At 72.5% G+C, this 21,090-nt stretch carries 18 protein-coding genes and 1 pseudogene; 10 read left to right on the top strand and 9 right to left on the bottom strand.

The window, feature by feature from the left end; genetic code table 11:
* Window position 1: 1 nt before the first annotated feature.
* Window positions 2–724, bottom strand: coding sequence for a cytochrome b/b6 domain-containing protein (locus tag OG520_RS31985; RefSeq protein ID WP_406015440.1), 723 nt, complete (start codon window positions 722–724; stop codon window positions 2–4).
* A complete protein-coding gene (locus tag OG520_RS31980; RefSeq protein ID WP_399330289.1) occupies window positions 666–1,331 on the bottom strand; it encodes a molybdopterin-dependent oxidoreductase in 666 nt (221 codons plus the stop codon). Before OG520_RS31980 ends, OG520_RS31985 begins: the two co-directional genes overlap by 59 nt.
* A gap of 216 nt (window positions 1,332–1,547) precedes the next feature.
* On the opposite strand from OG520_RS31980, the gene OG520_RS31975 reads away from it, so the two are divergent.
* Complete coding sequence (locus OG520_RS31975; protein ID WP_406015439.1) at window positions 1,548–1,997, top strand: ASCH domain-containing protein; 450 nt, start codon at window positions 1,548–1,550, stop codon at window positions 1,995–1,997.
* A 408-nt stretch (window positions 1,998–2,405) separates the two neighbouring features.
* Here OG520_RS31975 and OG520_RS31970 read toward each other — a convergent pair whose 3' ends face one another.
* Both OG520_RS31970 and OG520_RS31965 read right to left on the bottom strand, forming a co-directional pair.
* Entirely contained in the window at window positions 2,406–4,226 is a 1,821-nt protein-coding gene (locus OG520_RS31970; protein ID WP_406016619.1) for an acyl-CoA dehydrogenase, read from the bottom strand.
* A 310-nt stretch (window positions 4,227–4,536) separates the two neighbouring features.
* Entirely contained in the window at window positions 4,537–6,192 is a 1,656-nt protein-coding gene (locus OG520_RS31965) for an FAD-binding dehydrogenase (RefSeq protein WP_406015438.1), read from the bottom strand.
* Between the two features lie 220 nt (window positions 6,193–6,412).
* On the opposite strand from OG520_RS31965, the gene OG520_RS31960 reads away from it, so the two are divergent.
* From OG520_RS31960 to OG520_RS31935, 6 genes are all read left to right on the top strand, one after another.
* Complete coding sequence (locus OG520_RS31960) at window positions 6,413–7,306, top strand: DMT family transporter (RefSeq protein ID WP_399330137.1); 894 nt, start codon at window positions 6,413–6,415, stop codon at window positions 7,304–7,306.
* A gap of 68 nt (window positions 7,307–7,374) precedes the next feature.
* Entirely contained in the window at window positions 7,375–8,004 is a 630-nt protein-coding gene (locus OG520_RS31955; protein WP_406015437.1) for a TetR/AcrR family transcriptional regulator, read from the top strand.
* A gap of 58 nt (window positions 8,005–8,062) precedes the next feature.
* Window positions 8,063–8,836 carry a glucose 1-dehydrogenase gene (locus OG520_RS31950; protein WP_406015436.1) on the top strand — a complete coding sequence of 258 codons (774 nt, stop codon included), beginning with the start codon at window positions 8,063–8,065 and terminating at the stop codon, window positions 8,834–8,836.
* 34 nt (window positions 8,837–8,870) lie between these two features.
* Entirely contained in the window at window positions 8,871–9,392 is a 522-nt protein-coding gene (locus OG520_RS31945; RefSeq protein ID WP_399330141.1) for an NUDIX domain-containing protein, read from the top strand.
* 44 nt (window positions 9,393–9,436) lie between these two features.
* Complete coding sequence (locus tag OG520_RS31940) at window positions 9,437–9,832, top strand: YidH family protein (RefSeq protein ID WP_399330143.1); 396 nt, start codon at window positions 9,437–9,439, stop codon at window positions 9,830–9,832.
* On the top strand, window positions 9,829–10,140 hold the full coding sequence (locus OG520_RS31935; protein WP_266421506.1) for a DUF202 domain-containing protein: 312 nt from the start codon (window positions 9,829–9,831) through the stop codon (window positions 10,138–10,140). Before OG520_RS31940 ends, OG520_RS31935 begins: the two co-directional genes overlap by 4 nt.
* 54 nt (window positions 10,141–10,194) lie before the next feature.
* Here the strand turns inward: OG520_RS31935 and OG520_RS31930 are convergent, their stop codons facing one another.
* Together OG520_RS31930 and OG520_RS31925 are read right to left on the bottom strand one after the other, a co-directional pair.
* The gene (locus OG520_RS31930) at window positions 10,195–11,151 is read right to left on the bottom strand and encodes an NADP-dependent oxidoreductase (RefSeq protein WP_406015435.1); all 957 of its coding nucleotides are present in this window, start codon (window positions 11,149–11,151) and stop codon (window positions 10,195–10,197) included.
* A gap of 67 nt (window positions 11,152–11,218) precedes the next feature.
* Window positions 11,219–12,508 carry a glucarate dehydratase family protein gene (locus OG520_RS31925; protein WP_406015434.1) on the bottom strand — a complete coding sequence of 430 codons (1,290 nt, stop codon included), beginning with the start codon at window positions 12,506–12,508 and terminating at the stop codon, window positions 11,219–11,221.
* Window positions 12,509–12,687: 179 nt separating this feature from the next.
* Here OG520_RS31925 and OG520_RS31920 point away from each other — a divergent pair, with 179 nt between their 5' ends.
* Both OG520_RS31920 and OG520_RS31915 read left to right on the top strand, forming a co-directional pair.
* Window positions 12,688–13,710 carry a phosphotransferase family protein gene (locus tag OG520_RS31920; RefSeq protein WP_406015433.1) on the top strand — a complete coding sequence of 341 codons (1,023 nt, stop codon included), beginning with the start codon at window positions 12,688–12,690 and terminating at the stop codon, window positions 13,708–13,710.
* An 8-nt stretch (window positions 13,711–13,718) separates the two neighbouring features.
* Window positions 13,719–14,933 carry an acyl-CoA dehydrogenase family protein gene (locus OG520_RS31915; protein WP_406015432.1) on the top strand — a complete coding sequence of 405 codons (1,215 nt, stop codon included), beginning with the start codon at window positions 13,719–13,721 and terminating at the stop codon, window positions 14,931–14,933.
* Window positions 14,934–14,973: 40 nt separating this feature from the next.
* Here OG520_RS31915 and OG520_RS31910 read toward each other — a convergent pair whose 3' ends face one another.
* Window positions 14,974–19,725: a HEAT repeat domain-containing protein gene (locus OG520_RS31910; protein WP_406015431.1), complete on the bottom strand. Its 4,752-nt coding sequence runs from the start codon at window positions 19,723–19,725 to the stop codon at window positions 14,974–14,976.
* Between the two features lie 73 nt (window positions 19,726–19,798).
* The gene (locus OG520_RS31905; protein ID WP_406015430.1) at window positions 19,799–19,963 is read right to left on the bottom strand and encodes a hypothetical protein; all 165 of its coding nucleotides are present in this window, start codon (window positions 19,961–19,963) and stop codon (window positions 19,799–19,801) included.
* A 101-nt stretch (window positions 19,964–20,064) separates the two neighbouring features.
* Here OG520_RS31905 and OG520_RS31900 point away from each other — a divergent pair.
* Window positions 20,065–20,292: pseudogene (locus tag OG520_RS31900) on the top strand (LysR family transcriptional regulator); the annotation flags it as partial.
* Window positions 20,293–20,469: 177 nt separating this feature from the next.
* Here OG520_RS31900 and OG520_RS31895 read toward each other — a convergent pair.
* A complete protein-coding gene (locus OG520_RS31895; RefSeq protein ID WP_389974658.1) occupies window positions 20,470–21,063 on the bottom strand; it encodes a TetR/AcrR family transcriptional regulator in 594 nt (197 codons plus the stop codon).
* Window positions 21,064–21,090 lie beyond the last annotated feature (27 nt).

Below are 21,090 nucleotides of genomic sequence, written 5' to 3'. Positions count from 1 at the left end.
GTCAGCCGCCGCGACCCCGGCCATGATCCGCCGGGACAGGCCCTAGGGCCTGTCCCGGCGACCTGCCGCCCGCACGGTCCTCCCCCCACAGCGCATGCTGTGACCGTGCCCAATGGCGCTCGACCGACCCGGTGCGCATGCCACGGCGTGCCTCCGGGTCGGCGAGCGCCATTGCCATGTGCCCGGCCAGCACGATCCCGATGGCGAGCGCCAGCCAGTCGTGGACGAAGGTGGCGCTCGTGCGCCACAGCAGCGGCGCGAGGCCGGTGAACCACATCAGCACCCCGGTGCCCGTCATCACCAGCGTCGCGCCCGCGATCCATGCCGCGTACAGCTTCTGCCCGGCGTTGAACTTCCCGGCCGGGCGGGCCCCCGGCCGGTGGTCGCGGCGGCACACGGCCCGCAGCCACCGCCGGTCGTGCGGCCCGAAGCGGTTGAGCCGGGACAGATCGGCCCGGAACGCCCGGGACAGCAGACCGGCCAGAAAGGGTGCCGGGGTCAGCACCCCGGACCACTCGTGCACGGTGACCACGAGACGGCGACGGCCGACGAGCTCGGCGAGCTGGGGTACGTACAGGCAGGCCGCGCCCGCCACGCACACCAGCATCAGCGTCGCCGTGGTCCGGTGCACCCAGCGCTCCGCGCCGGTGAAGCGCTGGACGCGCTCAGGCGGTGGGGGCGTCGTCACGGCCGTTGGACCGGCCGACCCAGGCATCGACGTCATAGCCGAGCTCCTCCCAGTAGCCGGGGCGCACGGAGTCGGTGACGGTGATCCCGGAGAGCCATTTCGCCGACTTGTAGAAGTACATCGGGGCCACGTAGAGCCGGACCGGCCCGCCGTGCGAGTGGGTCAGCGGCCGGTCCCGCAGGCGCAGCGCGACCAGCACGTCGGCGCGGCGCGCCTGCGCGAGCGTGAGGCTCTCGCTGTAGGCGCCGTCGAAGCAGGTGAAGCGGACGGCCTTCGCCCCGGCCCGTACGCCCGCCGCGTCCAGCAGCGCGGAGAGCCGCACCCCTTCGAAGGGCGTCCCGGGCACCCGCCAGCCGGTGACGCACTGGACATCACGGACCATGCGGGTCTGCGGCAGGCCCTTCAGGTCGGCCAGGGTGTACGTGGCCGGGTGGTCGACGAGGCCGTCGACGGTCAGCCGGTAGTCGTCCGCGCTCCTCTTCGGTACGGAGGAGGCGACGGAGTAGTAGCGGAAGCCGCCGCCGTTGGGGAGCAGGCCGGTCAGTCCGGTGGGGTCCTTGTCGGCGACGGCGCCCAGGCCGGATTCCAGCGTGCGTTGCAGCACGGGCGCCGCGACGACCCCGGCGGCGCCCAGACCGAGCATGGCCAGGACGAGACGGCGGCCCACGGGGGCGCCTTCGGTGTCGGGAGGTCGACTGTTCACCCGGCCATTCGACCAGTCGACGCCGCCGGCCGCCAGGGGCCGCGGGCCACCTGCCCGGACCCGCCCCCAACTCCGCTCGCCCGGCGCACAGTTGACAGCCCCGGCCGGGCGCACGCCCCGGCACCGCGCCCCGGGGGACATGTCAGACTTGGCGCCATGTCGAACCGTGAACCCCTCAAGCCCTTTCTGCTCGCCTTCCCCGGACCGCTGCGCGATCAGCTGGTGGGGGCGGTGCTCGCCGGTACGAAGGTGTCGACGACCGGGCTGCTCGCGGAGTACGAGGCGGAGAAGGAGGAGCTGCCTCCGGTGGGTGAGCGGTCCGCGCTGATCGACTCGGACGGCCGCGAGACCGCGGTGCTGGAGGTGACGGAGGTACGGGTGCTGCGCCTCGGCGACGTGGACCTCCAGCATGTGATCGACGAGGGCGAGGGCGACACGTCGGTCGCCGAGTGGCGCGCGGGGCACGAGAAGTTCTGGCACGGCGAGGAGATGCGGGAGGCGCTCGGCGACCCGGCTTTCACCGTCGACGACAACACCATGGTCGTCGCCGAACGGTTCCGGGTCGTCGAGCTGCTGGACCCCGTGGTGGGAACCAAGGAGCGGTAGCCGCTGCCGGGCTGTGCGCGCGGCCGACCGGGGGCCGTGGGCGGGGCCGGTGGCCCACGGGCTGCGGGGCAGGGATCCCGCGGCAGGTCAGAGGCGGGGTCACGGTGCCGGGACGGCCGGTGCGGGCGAAGCCGGTCCACGTGGCGCGCGTCGCCCTGCCCAGCGCGTCCGCCTCTTCCCAAGGGGTGTCCCCAGCATCGGGGACTGCTGCCAGGCGGCCCGGGAGCCCAGGAGCAGCGGCAGTTCCAGGCAGCGCGTGGCGCCGGACTCGGACCCTGCCGGGCGCCAGTCGCCTCACGTCCATGGCGTGGAACGGGCCGAACCCGGCCTTCGGGTGCGGCCCGTTCCTCCGAGGGTGTCAGCTGTTTCCGGGCGCGCCGTCGCCCCGATGAACAGGCATGGAGGCTCTCACCCGGGCAGCAGGCTGCCTTCGAAGCCTTCGGCACGGTTGATGGGGTGGTCGAGGAAGACCTCGTCCGCGAGGGCGAATCCGTTCGTGAGAGTCATGGCGTGGGGTGCGAGGTCCGCGACGACGCTCTCGGCCGCGTCGGGGAGCTGCCTCACCTGGTCGCCGGTCAGATACCCCTCCGCGAGCAGGTCTCCACTGTGAGCCGCGACCCGGCGCAGGGTGAACAGCCGGTGCAGCAAACCCAGCTGACGCCGCGCCTCCGGGTCGGTGGCCCGGGTGGCCGCGTCCAGAAGGGATTGGGCGGCCTGACAGTGTGCGTAGGCGTCGACCAGTTCCAGAGCAGGTGTGACGGTGGCGTTCCATCGATTGAGGGGATCACGGGCCGTTCGGCTGCGCAGGCGGGTACGTGCTCGTTGGTGCCAGATGCGTTCGATGTCGGACAACAGGTCCTGGAGGAAGGCGGGATCGCCGAGGTCGCGGTCCTCGGGCGGTGCCTCCTGGGGTTCCTTCGGAGTGAAGTGCCCGAGAAGCATCTCGCCCGCGGCCTTGACCCAGATGACGAGGTTGTCGCCTTCCGCCGTGATGGTTCCCTCGTTGGCCGCCAACTGGCCCGCGATTCCGTTGGCCAGGAAGAGCCCCTGCGCACCGCAGCGTTCGCGGCACTCGGTCATGACGGCGCGGGCCCGCCAGGTGATCCAGCCCTTGGCTATGGCCGCGAACCGCTCGCCGTCCTCCCGCTCCGACTCCGTTGCCCGCGCCCACTGCCGCACTGCGACGCGGTGCAGGAGGGTCGCGGCGTAGGAGGTCGCGATGGCGTCGATGAGCGGGGCGTGGTGGCTGCGGTGCGCGAACAGCGGAACATCGCCGCGGGCCGACACGCCGGAAGTCTGCCTCGTATGGGCGTGCCGTACGGCTACGGCGAGCGCGTGACGCATGACTCCGAGGCTGTAGGCGCTCATGCAGTGCTTGCCGGCGGTGACGCGGCCGATGGAGTGCAGGAAGCGCTTGCGGGGGCTGCCGATGGAACTGGTGAAGTCGCCTTCCGGTGTGAGGCGCCCGTGGTCGGACTGCAGGAGTGCTCCATGGGGCAGCCGGACATGGTCGAAGGATGTGACGGAGTGGTCGACGGGGGCGGTGGCGGTCTGCGGCAGCCTGCGTATCCCGACTCCTGGTATGGGGAGCCCGGCGTCGTCGCTGAGCGGGGTGAGAAACAGGAAGACGCCCTGGTCCTTGCCGTCCGTGATGAGGCGGGCAGCGACGAGAGCGGATTTGGGACCGCCGATGGAGCTGGTGTTCGGCATGAACTTGCGTGCGGCCGCGCTGGGCGTGTGCAGCACGAACTCCCTCGCGGACCGGTCGTACGAGGCGGTGGTCTCCAGTTGCGAGGCGCTGTTGCCGTGCCCGGCCTCCGTACACAGGAACGTTCCCGTACGCCGCAGATCGGCCAACTCCCCCAGATCACGGTCCGGACCCGGCGCATGGTCGAGGAGACTGCCGAGGAAGAGGTTGTAGTGGATGCTCGCCACTGTTCCCAGTCCCGCGTCCACCGGGCCGACCCATTCGTGGAGTGCCGCGAGCCGCTCCACATCGACCACGAAGTCCTCGGGTTTGTCGAGCGCGTCGTTGATCAGGTGTAAACGTTCGTAGGACAGTGCGGCACGTTCATCAGGAGACAGCCCTTCCCTGAAGCGGAACGGCTCGGTACTGAACAGCTTGCGCCAGGGCGCGTGGAGCTCTTCCAGCCGTTCACCGAAGAGCGCCCGCGTCAGCGCCGCAACGGTCGAAGCTGCCTGGTCGGAGGGGAGTGAGGCGTTGTTGATCACGCTTCGGAACGCTAGCTCACACGTTCGGTAGGCACGGCGTGATGATCAACACGATTGAGATCATCCAAATGACGGTACCCACGCGTTCCGAGGCGCGGGCCGTCCCGCCCGCCCCCCGTTCGAACGGAGCCGAGAGCCCACAGGAGATACCAGGGCGATTCAGCCCCGGTGGACCGCTGAAGATCTTGCCCGGCCACCCGGTTCACCCCGGATTGCCGACAGACGCCAATCAGCACAAAGAGGTGCAAGTCTGGCGTATTTTCGAGATCTTCAGGACGCCCCTAGACCCTGATCCGCCGGACAGGCCCTAGCCGACCGCCTTCGCCGCCGCCCGGCCGGCCGCGCGGCCGGAGAATATGCAGCCGCCGAGGAAGGTCCCTTCCAGCGAGCGGTAGCCGTGCACCCCGCCGCCGCCGAAACCGGCCGCCTCCCCTGCCGCGTACACACCGGCCAGGGGGGTGCCGTCCGCGGTCAGCACCCGGGAGGACAGGTCGGTCTCCAGTCCGCCGAGCGACTTGCGGGTCAGGATGTTCAGCCGCACGGCGATCAGCGGGCCGGCCTTGGGGTCGAGGATGCGGTGCGGTGCCGCCGTACGGATCAGCTTGTCGCCGAGATAGGCGCGGGCTCCGTGGATCGCGGTGATCTGGAGGTCCTTGGTGAAGGGGTTGGCGATCTCGCGGTCGCGTGCGGTGATCTCGCGGCGCAGTTCGGCCTCGTTGATCAGCGGTTCCTCGGTGAGCGCGTTCATGCCCCGGACGAGCGCGGCGAGGTCCTTCTCGACGACGAAGTCCACCCCGTGGTCCATGAACGCCTTCACCGGGGCCGGTACGTCGGCTCGGGCCCGGCCGATCACGCCGCGGATCGACTTTCCGGTCAGATCCGGGTTCTGCTCGGATCCGGAGAGCGCGAACTCCTTGCCGATGATCTTCCGGTCGAGGACGAACCAGGTGTAGTCGTGGCCCGACCTCATGATGTGTTCGAGGGTGCCGAGGGTGTCGAAGCCCGGGAAGAGCGGGACCGGCAGCCGCTTGCCGCGGGCGTCCAGCCAGAGCGAGGACGGTCCGGGCAGGATCCGGATGCCGTGCTTGGCCCAGATCGGGTTCCAGTTCTCGATGCCCTCGGTGTAGTGCCACATCCGGTCGCGGTTGATGTGGTGGGCGCCCGCCTCCTCGGCGATGCCGAGCATGAGCCCGTCGACATGGGCGGGCACGCCGGAGAGCATCTTCGCGGGCGGGGTCCCGAGCCGCCGGGGCCACTGCTTGCGCACCAGGTCGTGGTTGCCGCCGATGCCGCCGGAGGTGACGATCACCGCCTGGGCCCTGAGCTCGAACGTGCCGGTCGCCCGGCGGCTGCTCGCGGTGCCCCGGGCGGCGGCGCTCGGTTCCAGCACCTCGCCGGTCACCGTGTCGACATCGCCCGCGGTGCGGCCGAGTCCGGTGACCCGGTGACGGAACCTGAACTCCACGAGCCCCTTGGCGACGCCCGCGCGCACCCGGCGCTCGAAGGGGGCGACGATGCCGGGGCCGGTGCCCCAGGTGATGTGGAAGCGGGGTACGGAGTTGCCGTGGCCGTTCGCGTCGTAACCGCCGCGCTCGGCCCAGCCGACGACGGGGAAGATCCGCAGCCCCTGGGCGTGCAGCCAGGGGCGCTTCTCACCGGCCGCGAAGTCGACGTACGCCTCGGCCCACTTCCGCGGCCAGTGGTCCTCCTTCCGGTCGAAGCCCGCCGTGCCGAGCCAGTCCTGGAGGGCCAGCTCATGGCTGTCCTTGATCCGCATCCGGCGCTGCTCGGGCGAGTCGACGAGGAAGAGACCGCCGAAGGACCAGTGCGCCTGTCCGCCGATCGACTGCTCGGGCTCCTGGTCGAGCAGGATCACCGAGCGGCCGGCGTCGACCAGCTCGGCGGTGGCCACCAGACCGGCGAGCCCTGCCCCGATAACGATCACATCAGCGTCGTACGCCATGGGTTCCATCCTTGTCGGGGCGATCCGGTCGCGGCCACGGTCCGGCTCCGAACCGTCGCCGAGCCGTCTCCGGAGCCGGAAGTTACTCGTGCGTCAGATCTTCGGCACCGGCCGCTGCGGCGTCAACCGCCCGGTCGGCCGCGCTCCGGCCGCGTCCCCGGGACGCAAGCGCTATCGTCGGTACAAATCACCCACTTCTGGCCTGACTCGAGGTAGAAGCGTGTCGGTGCTGGTCCTCGTGCTCGCCGTGAGTGCCGCCTGCTGCCTGGGATTCGGCTTCGTCCTGCAGCAGGCCGCCGCTTCGCACGCCCCGAGGAGCGACTACCTCTCCCCCCGGCTGCTGCTGGACCTGATGCGGGTGCCGAGCTGGCTGGCCGGGATCGGGCTGATGGTCTGCGGCATGGTGCTGGGCGCCTTGGCCCTGGGCAAGGGCGAGGTGTCCGTCGTCGAACCCCTCCTCGCGACCAATCTGCTCTTCGCGATGGCCCTGTCACGCCATCGCACCGGTCAGCGGCTCGGCCATCAGGGCTGGGCCGGTCTCTGGCTGCTGGCCGGCGGGGTCGCCACCTTTCTGCTGGCGGGCCAGCCGCAGGGCGGCGAGGCGGTGACCAGCCCGCTGCGGCACTGGCTGGTGATCGGCGTGGTGGTGGGCACCGCGCTGCTGCTGACCGCCTTCGCCAAACGCTCCGAGTCCGGGGTCGCCCCCGCGCTGCTCGCCGTGGCGGCCGGACTGCTGTACGGACTGCAGGACGCGCTCACCCGGGTCAGCGGCCAGCGGCTGTCCGACGACGGGTGGGCGGCGCTGGTGACGGCGTGGCAGCCGTACGCGGTGGTGGCGCTGGGGGTGACGGGGCTGCTGCTGGTGCAGAGCGCGTTCGAGACGGGCCCGCTCCGGGTCTCGCTGCCCCCGCTGACCGCCGCCCAGCCGCTGGCCGGGATCGCCTGCGGGGTCGGTTTCCTAGGCGACCAGCTGCGCACCGACACCGGCGCGCTGGCCTGGCAGGCGGTCGGCCTCGCCGCGATCGTCGTCGGGATCGTGCTGCTCGGACTGCATCCGGCGATGCCGGAGGGCCCGGTGGGCGGACGCCGCGAGAAGAGCCTCCAGCCGAACTGAGCGGGGCCGTCGGTCCCGAGCGGCCGTCCGCACTGGTTTTTAATAATGGCCAGCATTAGAATGGTGCCATGGCGCGAACGTCGGGGCAGGAGACCAGGGACAAGCTGATCCGCGCGGCCGAGGAGATCTTCGCCGCGCAGGGACCGGACGGCGCCCAGCTGCGGGACATCGTCCGGCTGGCCGGGCAGAGCAACCCTTCCGCGGTCCAGTACCACTTCGGTTCCCGGGCCGGGCTGCTCGACGCGGTGATGGCGGGCCGCCAGGCCCGTACCGAACAGGTGATGGCACCCCTGCTCGACGCGCTGGGCGCGGACTGCGGCGTACGGGAGCTGCTCACCGCGCTGGTGACGGCCGAGGCGAGCCTGCTCGCCGACGACCGCGGTCGCCGCTGCCTGCGGATCTCGGCCCGGCTCAGCCATGAGACCGGGCTGCGGACCGGGCGGCTGCACCCGGTCCTGGACGGCACCGACTACGGACGTCTGATCCGCCGCATCGGGGACTGCCTGGGCGGCCTGCCCGGTCCGGTGCGCCTGGAGCGCCTGGATCTGGCGCTCACCCTGATCGGCGCGGCGCTGGCCGACCGCGCCCGCCAGCGTCTCGACGGCACCGAACCGCTGACCGGCGACGAGCTCTTCCTCGCCGATCTCGTCGAGACCACCACCGCGTTCCTGCACGCCCCCGTGCCGGGCAGCGCGTGACCACCCGCGCCACGTACCACCGCACCACTTGCCACCTGCACCACATGAAGGAAGCGACATGACCGAGAAGAGCAACCTCACCGACAAGACCGTCATCATCACCGGCGGCGCCCGGGGCCTGGGCGCCGAGGCCGCCCGCCTCGCGGTGGCGGGCGGCGCCCATGTGGTGATCACCGATGTGCTCGACGAGGAAGGCGCCGCCACCGCCACGGAGCTGGGGGCCAAGGCCCGCTTCATGCACCACGACGTGACCTCCGAGGAGGACTGGCAGCGCGTCGCGGAGTTCGCCCTCGCCAAGTTCGGACGGATCGACGGGCTGGTCAACAACGCCGGGGTGTCGACCGGCCAGCCGCTGGAGACCGAGACCGTGGAGCACTTCCGCAAGGTCATCGACATCAACCTGACGGCCGTCTTCATCGGCATGAAGACGGTGATCCCGGTGATGAAGGAGAACGGCGGCGGTTCGATCGTCAACATCTCCTCGGCCGCCGGTCTGATGGGCCTCGCCCTGACCTCCAGCTACGGCGCCTCGAAGTGGGGCGTGCGCGGCCTGACGAAGGTCGGCGCGGTGGAGCTCGGCACGGCGAGGATCCGGGTGAACTCGGTGCACCCCGGCATGGTCTACACGCCGATGACCGCGTCCGTCGGCATCCAGCAGGGCGAGGGCAACTACTCGAACACCCCGATGGGCCGGGTCGGCGAGGCCCCGGAGATCGCGGAGGCGGTCACGTTCCTGCTCTCGGACGCCGCTTCGTACATCACCGGTGCCGAGCTGGCCGTGGACGGCGGCTGGACCACGGGCCCGACCGTCAAGTACGTCATGGGGCAGTGATCGTCCCGCGATGGTCTGATGTTGGATGGGGAGCATGACTCCCTCTGACGAGATCCTGGACATCGTCGACGAGAACGACGTGGTCGTGGGGCAGGCCCCGCGCGGTGAGGCGACCGCGCGGGGCCTTCGCCATCGCTGCGTCTTCATCGAGGCCCGGGACGCGGAGGGCCGGCTCTTCGTCCACCGCAGGACCCCGGGCAAGCTGGTCTTCCCGTCCCGCTACGACATGTTCGTCGGCGGGGTGGTCGGCGCCGGTGAGTCGTACGACGAGGCGGCGCTGCGGGAGGCCGAGGAGGAGCTGGGGGTGTCAGGGCTTCCCCGGCCCGAACCGCTCTTCAAGTTCCTCTATGAGCACGCCGGGCACTCCTGGTGGTCGTACGTCTACCAGGTACGGTGCGAGCTGCCGGTGAACCCGCAGGTGGAGGAGGTCGCCTGGCACACCTTCCTCACCGATGACGAGCTGGCGCGGCAGATCGGCGACCGGGAGTGGGTGCCGGACGGCCTGGCGGCGTACCACCGGCTGCGCGCCTTCCGGGCGGCCGGAACGGCCTCCTGAGCCCGACCGGCGATCACCGGCAAAGCGGCAGATAAGGTTCACGCGTGAACGAATTCGTACAGAGCCTGCGGCTGTGGTTCGCACCGCAGCGCATCCGCGAAGAGGGCGACACCCCCGATTACCGGTTCTCGCTCGCCAACGAGCGCACCTTCCTCGCCTGGATCCGGACGGCTCTGGCGCTGATCGGCGGCGGGTTCGCGGTCGACCAGTTCCTGCCGGAGCTGGCCTGGGGCATGCGCGCCGGTCTGGCGCTCGCACTGCTGGCGGCCGGTGTGCTGTGCGCGCTGCGGGCGGTCAACCACTGGGTGCGGTGCGAACGGGCGATGCGGCGCGGGGAGGACCTTCCGGTCTCGCGGTTCCCGACGCTGCTCGGACTGGCCGTCGCGGTCGTCGCCGTGGCGATGGTGGTGGTGGTCCTCTTCGGCTGGGAGGGGCGGTGACCACCCCGGAGCGCGACCCCGGGCTGCAGCCCGAGCGGACCCGGCTGGCCTGGCGGCGTACGACGCTGTCGTGCACGGTGGTGGCGCTGCTGGCGGTCAAGCAGGCGCTGCACGGCGGGGCGGGCCCGGCCGCGATCGTGGCGGTGTCGCTGAGCGCCCTGGCCTGGCTGGGTTTCCTGCGGGTGGCGCACCTGCGGGTGCTCGGGATGGGGACCGCGCGGCCGCGACCGCTGTCGGCACGTGGCGCGCTGACCGCGGCGGCGTGCACGGTCGCGCTCGCGGTGTTCGCCGCGGCCATGCTGTTCTGAGTGTTCCGGGCGCCGGGCGCGGGCGGCCGTCAGAGGTCCGGGTACGAAGGCCCGTCAGACGTCCGGCGGGAGGTCCGGGACCTCCCAGGGGACGGTGACGACGATCTTTCCGCGGGTGCGCCCCTGCTCGTTCAGCCGGTAGGCGTCCGCCGCCTGTTCCAGCGGGAAGACCCGTTCCACATGGACCGTGACGATGCCCTGTTCGGCCAGTTCGGCCAGATGGGTGAGGTCCTTCGCGTCCGGTCGTACGTAGGCGTAGCGGCCGCCGTACGCGAGGACCTCGCCGTCCGCGACGGAGGCCAGGCGACCCCCGGGCTTCAGCACTTCGGCGGAGACCCGGAGCGCCTCGCCGCCGACGGTGTCGAACGCGGCGTCGACGCCGTCCGGGGCCAGGGCCCGCAGCCGGTCGGCGAGGCCGTCCCCGTAGGCCACCGGTTCCCCGCCGAGCTGCCGGACATGATCGTGGTTGTGCTCGCTCGCGGTGCCGATGACGCGGGCGCCGGCATGCCGGGCGAGCTGGACGGCGAAGGAGCCCACCCCGCCGGCCGCCGCGTGGACGAGGACCGTGTCGCCGTCGCGGATCCGCAGGGCGCGGTGCAGGACCTGGTAGGCGGTGAGACCGGCCAGCGGCAGTCCGGCCGCCTCCTCGAAGCTCAGGCTCAGCGGCTTGCGGGCGAGGGTGCGCACGGGCGCGGCGACGTATTCGGCGAACGTGCCGCGGCTGAGGAAGTCCTCCCGCACATAGCCGATGACCTCGTCGCCGACCGCGAACTCGTCGACGGCCGTGCCGGGCTGCACGACGACGCCGGACACGTCCCAGCCGGGGATCACCGGGAACACGGCCTCCAGTGCGGCGTCCAGGTAGCCCTCGCGGGCCTTCCAGTCGACCGGATTGACGGCCGCGGCCCGCACCTTCACCAGGACGGAGTCCGGGCCGACCTTGGGGTCGGGCCGCTCGCCGTACTCCAGGACGTCGGCCCCGCCGTACCCGCTGTAGCTGATCGCCTTCATGCACCGACCTTCGGTGCGGGTCCGGGCCCCCGCAAGTCAGGCCGTCGTGTCCCGGGCGACGGGCCCGTCACCAGCGCGGGATCGTCGGCGTCTCCCACCCCGGCTCGGCCTTGCGCATCGCGGCCGCGTCGTCGCGCTCGCGCATCGTGCCGTCGTCGTCGAGCCAGCGCCGGTGCAGCGCGGCCAGGCGTTCGCGGTCGAGTTCGACACCTAGCCCGGGTGCGTCGGACACGGTGAGCCGGCCGTCCCGGAAGACATGGCGGGCGGTGATGACGTCCTCGGTCTGCCAGGGGTAGTGGCTGTCGCAGGCGTAGTCGAGGTTGGGAACGGTGGCCGCGACATGGGTCATCGCGGCGAGGCTGATGCCGAGGTGGGTGTTGGAGTGCATGGAGAGTCCGACGCCGAAGGTGCGGCAGATCCCGGCCAGTTCACGGGTACGGTGCAGCCCGCCCCAGTAGTGGTGGTCGGAGAGGACGACCTGCACGGCGCCACGGGCGAAGGCCTCCGGCACCTCGGCGAGGGTGGTCACGCACATGTTGGTGGCGAGCGGTACCTCGGTGCCGGCGGCGACCGAGGCCATCAGGTCCGTGCCGCTCGCCGGGTCCTCCAGGTATTCGAGTACGTCCTTCAGCTGCTCGGCGACGTGGAGCGAGGTCTCGACGGACCAGGCGCCGTTGGGGTCGAGGCGCAGCGGCTGCCCGGGGAACTCCTCGGCGAGGGCGCGGATCGCGGCGATCTCCCGGTCGGGTTCGAAGACGCCGCCCTTGAGTTTGAAGGAGGAGAAGCCGTACTCGCGGGCGAAGCGCCGGGCCTGGGCGACGACTCCGGCCGGGTCGAGGGCGGCGTCCCAGTCGTCCTGTTCGCCGCCCTCGGGGTGAGCGGCCCAGCGGTAGAAGAGATAGGCGCTGTACTCGACGCTGTCGCGGACCTTCCCGCCGAGCAGGGCGTGCACGGGGAGGCCGAGGGACTTGCCCAGCGCGTCCAGGCAGGCGACCTCGAAGCCCGAGACGACGGAGAGCCTGAGCTTGTCGGCGGTCTGGACGCCGCGCAGCCCGCCCGCGTCGACCCGGTCGTCGGCCGCGCGTGAATCACCGCACACCTCATCGGCCAGGGCGAACAGTCCGTTCAGATCGCTGACCGGGCGTCCGGTGAGTGCGGTGGCGAGCGGCCGGGCGAGTTCGAGGTACTTGCCGTCCCCGTACGTCTCGCCGATACCCGTGACCCCACCGCGTGTGACGACCTCCACGATGAGCCGCGGGGTGTAGGGCTGGTGGACGCCCTGGGTGTTGAGCAGGGGCGGGTCGGCTATCAGGATCGGGGTCAGCCGGACTTCGTCGATCAGCAGCTCTGTATTCATACGTGAACCCTATTCAGGGATGCGACTGAATACCAGACTCCGCGCCAAGTAGGACGCGAGTCCGCCCGCCGGATCCGGACGCGACTCCACCCGATGGATCCCGGGCACGCACTGGACGACATACCGACTGGTCGGCATGATGGTCTCCGACCGTCCTTCACCCCTCGGAGGTGCGCACGATGAGCTCAGTCCCCCCGCCAGGTCTCGACCTCGACCGGCTGCGCGGACATCTCGACCGCGAGCGGCCGGGGCTGGTGAGCGGACCGCTCGAAGCCCGGCTGATCGAGGGCGGCCGGTCGAACCTGACGTACACCGTCTCGGACGGCACCGGCCGCTGGGTCGTCCGCAGGCCCCCGCTGGGCCATGTGCTGGCCACCGCGCACGACATGAGGCGCGAGCACCGGGTGATCAGCGCCCTGCACCCGACGGCCGTTCCGGTGCCCGAGCCGGTGCTGCTCTGCGAGGACGACTCGGTGATCGGGTCGCCCTTCTACGTCATGGAGTACGTCGAGGGCACCCCGTACCGCACCGCCGAGCAGCTCGCCCCGCTGGGCCCCGAGCGCACCCGGGAGGCGGTCCTCGGGCTCGTCGACACCCTCGTCGCGCTGCACGCCGTGGACCCGGAGTCCGTCGGACTCGGCGACTTCGGGCGCCCCGAGGGCTTCCTCGACCGACAGCTGCGCCGCTGGGGCAAGCAGCTGGACGCGTCGCGCAACCGCGAGCTGCCCGGCATCGACGAACTGCACGCCGCGCTCGGGCGCGAGCTGCCCGCCTCCCCCGCGCCCACCGTCGTGCACGGCGACTACCGCCTGGACAACGTCCTGATCGGCTCGGACGACCGGATCAAGGCCGTCCTCGACTGGGAGATGTCGACGCTCGGCGACCCGCTGACCGACCTCGGCCTGCTGGTGATGTACAGCTCCGACCTCGGTCTGGCGGATTCGCCGGTCTCCACCACCAGCGGCGCGGCGGGCCACCCCTCCCCCGCCGAACTGATCGAGCGCTATGCCGCCCGCTCCGGCCGGGACACCTCCGCCATCTCCTGGTACACGGCGTTCGCCTGGTTCAAACTCGCCGTGATCCTGGAGGGCATCCACTACCGCTACACCCTGGGCCGGACCGTCGGCGCCGGCTTCGACCGCATCGGCGATCTCGTCCCGGTCTTCATCGAGCACGGCCTCACCACCCTCCAGGAAGGCTGATCACCCCCATGGACTTCGCATTCGACGCCCGCACCGAAGAGCTGCGCGCCAAGCTGCTCGCCTTCATGGACGAGCACGTCCACCCGGCCGAGAAGATCGCGGACGAGCAGCGCGCGCTGCTGGCCTCCCCGTGGGACACCCCGCGGATCGTCGAGGACCTGAAGGCCGAGGCGCGCAGGCAGGGCCTGTGGAACCTCTTCCTCCCGGACGCCGGGTACGGGGCCGGGCTGACCAATCTCCAGTACGCCCCGCTCGCCGAAATCACCGGCCGGTCCCCGCGGTTGGCGCCGACCGCAGTCAACTGCGCGGCTCCCGACACCGGGAACATGGAGGTGCTCCACCAGTTCGCCACGGACGAGCAGAAGAAGCAGTGGCTGGAGCCGCTGCTGGCCGGTGAGATCCGCTCGGCGTTCGCGATGACGGAGCCCGAGGTGGCCTCGTCGGACGCGACGAACATCGAGACCCGGATCGTGCGCGACGGCGGGGACTATGTCATCAACGGCCGTAAGTGGTACATCTCCGGGGCGATGAACCCGGACTGCAAGATCTTCATCGTGATGGGCAAGACCGACCCGGACGGCCCCGACATCCGCCGCCAGCAGTCGATGATCCTGGTCCCCCGCGACACCCCCGGCCTCGAAGTGCGCCGCGCCATGCAGGTGTACGGGTACGAGGACCACTACCACGGCGGTCACGCGGAAGTCGTCTTCACCGATGTGCGGGTGCCGGCCGAGAATCTGATCGGCGAGGAGGGCGGCGGCTTCGCCATCGCCCAGGCGCGGCTGGGACCGGGCCGGATCCACCACTGCATGCGGCTGATCGGCATGGCCGAGCGGGCCATCGAGCTGATGTGCCGGCGGGCGGTGTCCCGTACGGCCTTCGGCAAGCCGCTCGCCCAGCAGGGCGTCGTGCAGAACTGGATCGCGGACGCGCGGGTCACGGTGGAGCAGCTGCGGCTGCTGGTGCTGAAGACGGCCTGGCTGATGGACACAGTGGGCAACCGGGGCGCGCACACGGAGATCCAGGCCATCAAGATCGCCACCCCGCGCGCGGTGGTCGACATCCTCGACCGAGCGGTGCAGCTGCACGGCGCGGGCGGGGTGAGCCAGGACTTCCCGCTGGCCGAACTGTGGGCGGCGGCACGGACGTTGCGGCTGGCGGACGGCCCGGACGAGGTGCATCAGCGGTCGCTGGCCCGGCGGGAGATCAAGCGGTACGTGTAGACGGTGGCCCGGGGGCCGGCCAGGGACTGCGGGTCCCCTCTCAGTGTTCAGCGGCCCTGATCCGGTCCAGTACCTCCGTGTACAGGGAGCGCCGGTCGGGCCGGGCGTGGGCGGCGGCGTTGCGGAGGGCCGGGACCGCCGCCCCGCCCAGCTCGACCAGCCCCTCGGCCGCCGCCTCGCGCACGACGGCGTGCGGGTGCCCGAGCAGCCCCGTCACCGCGGGAATCGCCGGCTCCCAGCCCGCCCGGCAGAGCGTCCGGATCGCCATGCGCACCACGTCCGGCCGGGGGTCGTCCAGCAGGAGTTCGGTGTGGCGCAGATGGGTCGGCCGGCCGAGCATCACCCGGGAGGCCCGATGGGCGCGCAGCCGGACCTTGGCCCGGGGATGCGTGATCAACTCGCCGAGCAGATCGAGGAGTTGCCGGTCCTGGTCCGGCTCCGGGCCGGTGTGCGCCCCGGCCAGTTCCGTGAGCGCCCGGCAGATCTGCTCCGGCGTGCCGGTTCCGGCCAGGTCGAGCAGTTCCTGCCGGGTCGGGCGGTGCCCGGTTCCGGCGGGTACGGCCGCACCACGGTCGCGGAGCACCGCCAGCGCCGCCGCGTCCTGCCGCCCGGCGTCCGGGCCGCGCAGCGGTCCTTCCACGAGCAGGAGCCGGTCGGCGAGTTCGTCGCGCCCTTCGGTACGCAGGCGTCGGCAGGTCCGCGTCAGCGCCGGGGTGCGCAGCAGCGGGCGGCCGACGAGCAGATCCAGGAAGCCCCAGGCCCCGGCGTCGAGGCGGTCGCCCAGTGCCCCGGCCAGCGCGTCGGCGGGGTACGCGCGCAACGCGTCGCCGACGGCCCGGCCCAGGGCGGGCGGCGCCTGTTCCCACCACTCCAGCAGCAGCGGGACCAGCCGTTCCAGTTCCCACGGGTCGAGCCCGGCGGCCGCACGCGCCACCCTGTCGCGCAGGATCCCGTCGCCCCGGAGTTCCGTCTCGTCGACGGCGCCCAGTGCGTGGGCCGGGTCGACGCCGGCGGGCAGCCCGACCCGGCCGTGGAGGTACGCGCGCAGCACCGCCAGGCGGGCCTCCGGCTCGGGCCACCGCGCCAGCACCTGGGCCGCGGTCTGCCTGCGGTCCTCCTCGGCCGACCCCAGCATGGCCAGCAGCCGCTCCCGCAGGGCCGCCGAACGCGGCTGGTCCAGGTCGTCGACGCGCACCCGTCGCGGTGGTGACGCCGGCGCGTGGGCGGTCTCGGCGATGGTCCAGGGCGGCGCGTCGATGGGCTGGAGCAGCGTCATCCAGTCGATGAGCGCGGCCCGGACCCCGGGGTCGGCGCCCCGGTGGGCCTCGATCAGCGCGGTCAGCCGGTCCCGCGAGGGGATGGCGCCGTCGTCCCGTCGGCGGAACTCCTCCAGTGCGCCCGGTGTACGGACCGCGTCGTCCAGCGCGACCCGCCAGGCCCGGGTCCCGGCGGGCAGGGGCCCGTCGGCGCTCTCCGGTACGGCGAAGGCCTCCCGGAGCACGGCGGCTTCGGCCCGCCAGGGGTCGGCGCCGAGCCGGGCGCCCGCGAGGGCCCGGTCGAGGTCGGCGCGGACCGGTACGGCGCCGAGGCGGCGCAGCAGTGTCAGCGTGGACCGGCTCGGCGTCGCCGGCGCGGGGCGCAGGGCCCGTACCGCGGCGACGGCGGCCGGCTTTCCGGTGGCCGTCAGCATCGGCGCGACCGCTTCGAGTACGGCGATCAGGTCGTGCCGGTCCTCGTCCCGGGCGTCGGCGAGCGCGTCCAGCAGGAGCGGGGCGGACCGGGCGAACGCCGTGAGCTCCACGTCGCCCCGGGGCTCGGCGCAGAGCCGCAGCGCGAACCGCACCACCTTGTTCCGGAGCGCCTTGCTCCAGGGCGCCGTGTTCCGGGGCTCATGGTTCCGGGGCGCCTGGTTCCGGGGCTCCTTGCCCTGGGGCTCCTTGTCCTGGGGCTCCTTGCTCCCGAGCGCCTTGCTCCGGAACTCCGGACGGGAGCCCGCCAGCCGGAGCCAGTCGGCCAGCATCGGCCGCAGCTGTTCCGACCGGCCGGGGCCGAGCGGCTCGTCCCGCTCGACGACGCGCAGCGCGACCGCGGGATCCCAGCCCCCGGCCAGCAGCGCCCTGATGTCGCGGTCCGCCTCGCCGGCCACCGATGACGGGTCTCCGGCGGCCGGTGCGGTGATCCCGTGCCTGGCCATGGGTATCGCCAGATCCTTCACCGTGCCGGAGGCCAGTCCGACCCGGCGGGACGCCACCAGGGTGAGCAGGGTGACCGCCACCGGTGACTCCTGGTCGTCCAGCGCGAGGACCGAGCGTGCGGCGAGGACGCCGTGGAGGCCCTCCAGCAGCAGTTGGCGGGTGCCGTCGTCCCGGCTGTGTTCGGCGGCGGCGACGAGGGTGGCCGCATAGGCGTCGCCCAGGACGGCACGCAGGGCCGCGACGAGTGTGGCGCGCAGTCCGGGGTTGCTGTCGCGCCCGAGCCGGAAGAGGAGCTTCGGGAGCGCCACCGGTGTGCCCGCCCGGACCAGCGCGTCGGCCGCCGTCTTCCTGATGTTCATGTTCGGATGGTCGAGACATGCGGAGATCGCGGCGCTCGCCCAGTGGGCCCGGCCATGGCCCAGTGCGAGCAGCGCCTGTCGGACCGTCTGGACGTCCTGGGCCCTCGTCAGCGCGATCAGCGTGGCCGAGAGCGCCTGGGCGTCCTCACCCGTGGCGTCGCGGGCGAGCAGGGCGATGACGTGCTTGCGCACGTGCCGGTCGCGGTGGCGCAGCAGTCGGTGCACCCGCGCGCGGGTGCCCGTCCAAGGGGCCCTGAGCAGCAGTTCGAGCAGGACCACCTGCTCGTCGTCGGACAGTCCGGGGCGGTCCAGCAGGTCCAGCGCCACGGTCGCGACCAGTGCGTGCCCGGCCTCCCGGGCGTCCGTGGTGCCGAGCAGGCAGACGGGACGGATCGCGCCCCGTCCGTGGAGTCGGCGGCCCAGGGCGCTCACGGCGTCCAGAACCTCCTGCGGCACCGCGGGCTCACCGGCCGGCTGTCCGTGCTCCCCTGTCCGGGGCGCCGCGTCCGGGCTCCTCGACGCGGCCTGCTCGGCCACGATGCGCAGCAGCAGGTCGGCGATGACCGGGAGGGTGCCAGCGTTGCCGTGGGCCGCCAGCCGGCACAGCGCCGCCACCGGCGCGTCCGGGTCAAGGTGGGAACTCAGCAGGGCCAGTTCCCGCTCGTCCGGTCCGCCGAGGTCGGCCGCGATGCGCGGCGGCAGATCGACGGGGTCGAGCCGTACGAGAAGGGCTCGGCGCTGCGCCGGATCGCGGTTCAGCTGCCACAGCAGTTCGAGGGCGCGGTTGCGTACGGCGCGCAGATGGGGCGCTGTCCCGTCCGTGGTGAGGCCCAGCCCTTCGCGCAGGGCCAGTACCGTCCGGTCGCCGCCGATCGCCTCCAGCGCGTCCAGGGCCGCGGCCGGCACCGAGGGCAGCAGGGCGATCACGGCCTCCTCGGCATCCCCGTGGCGCAGTTCGCGGATCGCGTCGAGGAACGGCCCGGGTGCGGGGGCGGAGGGCAGTACGTGCGCGACGGCGTCCCCGATCGGGAGATCGCCGGCTCCCTGCCCGGCCAGCGCGACCAGCAGGGCGAGCCGTCGCGGCCAGCCCGGATCGTCGGCCGGTGCGTCCGTCAGTACCCGGAGCGTTTCCTTCCGGGAGGTGAAGAGGATCGTCGCCACGTCGCGGGGCGGGATCGAGTGATCGGACAGGGCCAGGCCGATGACGGCGGAGACGTGGGGACCGTCCGGGAAGTGCCCGCGCCGGTGGAGACCGCGCAGGCAGGCCACGGCCGGGCCGCCGAGCAGCAGGGGATCGCGGGCGGCGACGGCCGTCAACTCGCCGATGTCGTCGCGGTCCGCCAGCTCGCCGAGCAGTTCCATCCCGCGCCGACGAAGGCCCGGCGGAAGGCCGGGGTCGCCGACGACGTGGCGCAGCAGGTCCCGGTGGCCGTGGCGCGCGGCGGCCGCGAGGGCGGCATCGGCCACCGCGGGCCATTCCCGCACGGCGTCCTCCGCCGGTCCCCCGGCCTGTTCCCGCACCGAACCCTCCGCCGGTTCCCCGGGCCTCGCCCGTACCGGATCGGCGGAGAAGCCCCGTACCGGATCGGCGGAGATGAACGGAGCGAGGAGGCCGGGCGGCAGCGGGTCCGTCGCCGCCCACGGTTCGGCGAGTCCGCCCAGCGCACCTGCGACGACCGGGGCGCTGCCGGCTCCCAGCAGACCGATCAGGTCCTCCCGGACCAGCGCCGGGGCCAGCAGTCCGGCGTGCAGCCCCTCCCGGGCCAACCGCAGCGCCTCGGCCTGAAGCACCGGATCGCCGCTGCCCGCCAGCTCGTCCACGAGCCGCGCCGGCCGGTGCGTACCGGTGATGACCGCCCCCCGCACGGCCTGGTACAGGAGCTCGCCCGGGGCCTCGTCGCGGAGCACCTCGGGATCGTGGAGCACATCGGCGCGCAGCCAGGCGATCCGTACCCGGACCGGCAGTTGCCCGGCCGTGCGCCACGTCGGCCGGGGGCGGCCCCTCAGGCGGTGGCCGAGTCGCTCGTAGAGCCCGGCCAGGAGGAGATCGGCCTCCGGCAGTCCGGTCAGCGATGCGGGCAGCAGCCCGGCGAGTGCGTCCATCTCCCCGTCGTCGGACGGGGGGCACTCGGTGACGCGCTCGGTCAGCCGGACCAGCCCCAGATGACGCTGCCCGGGGTCCTCGTGCCCGATCAGTCGGCCCAGGGCGTGGAACTGTTCGTCGACCGGCGTCCGCATCGTCGGATGCTAACCGGGCGCTCTCCGGCCACACCAACGGGTTTCGGGCCTTCGCTCCCTCTCGGCGGCCGCCTCAGTAGCCGCCGGAACCCACGTGGTCCGCCAGCGCCAGATCGCGTACGAAGGCCCTCACCCGCAGCAGGCACCGGGCGGCGTAGCGTACGGCCGGCGCGTGGTGGGGGCCGTACGCCGCGGTCCAGAGTGCGGGGACGTGCGCGGACGGCTGGATGTGAGTCATACCTCCAGCTTCGGCCCGCACCCGTGATCGGTCCAACAGATGGTTTGGCCGGCTGCGATCGACAGCGTGGATGGACGGAGCTACGCCAACTCCGCCACTTCATGGCGGTCGTCACGCACGGCGGTTTCACCGCCGCCGCCCGCGCCGAGCTGATCGTGCAGTCCGCGCTGAGCACCTCCGTGCGCAACCTAGAACGGGATCTGGGGGCCGATCTGTTCGACCGGACCGGCCGGCGGGTGATCCTCACCGGGGCGGGCCGGGCACTGCTGCCCGCGGCCCGGTCGGTGCTCGCCGGGACGGAGGCGGCCCGGGACGCGGTGGCGATCGTGCCGCGGCGGATCGGCGAGGACGCGGGGCTGCCGTGTCCGAGCATCCGCCGGCCGGAGCCCGGCCGGACCGTGGTCCTCGCCGGGCGGGCGTCCGGGCCCCGCGAACCCGGCTCGGTCCGCACGGGCGGCCCCAAGCTCCGCAACCCGGCGGCGGAAACGCTCCTTCTCAAACACGCCCTAGGGACGCAGGGCGCGCAGCAGCAGGTCGGCCAGGTGGTCGGCGACCTCCTGCTGGCTGAGCGGGCCGTCGGGCCGGTACCAGGTGGACAGGTGGTGCACCGAACCGAAGTGGTAGTCGACGATCAGGTCCGCCGGGGTGGCCGTGGAGAACACCCCGCTCCGCTGGCCCTCCTCCACCAGGGCCCGGAAGCGCTCGTGGTAGCGGCGCCGCTCCACCCGGACCTGCTTGTTCTTCTCCGGGCTCAGGTGGTGCATGGACCGGAAGAAGATCGAGGCGTCGTCGAGATTCTCGATGGTCGTGACGACCACGTCCGCCGCGGCGTCGCGCAGCCGCTGCTCGACGGGCGCGTCGGCGCCGGCGAAGGCGTCGAGGCGCTCCTGCTGGAGGCGGAGCACCCGGGCGTAGACCTCCTGGAGGAGGTCCTCCTTGGAGCCGAAGTAGTGGTAGAGCGCGCCCTTGGTGACGCCCGCCGCCTCGACGATCTCCTGGACCGAGGTGCGGTCGTAGCCCTGCTCGGCGAAGAGCCGGGTGGCGGCGGCCAGCAGCCGCTGAGGGACGGGAGCCGTGTCCCCGTCCGTCGCCTTGGCCATTGCCGCCACCTGCCTTCCGCATGAATC

Origin of the sequence: Streptomyces sp. NBC_00984, assembly GCF_045162475.1 — a bacterium.
GTDB lineage: Bacteria > Actinomycetota > Actinomycetes > Streptomycetales > Streptomycetaceae > Streptomyces.
This window is presented reverse-complemented; position numbering and strand designations above follow the sequence as displayed.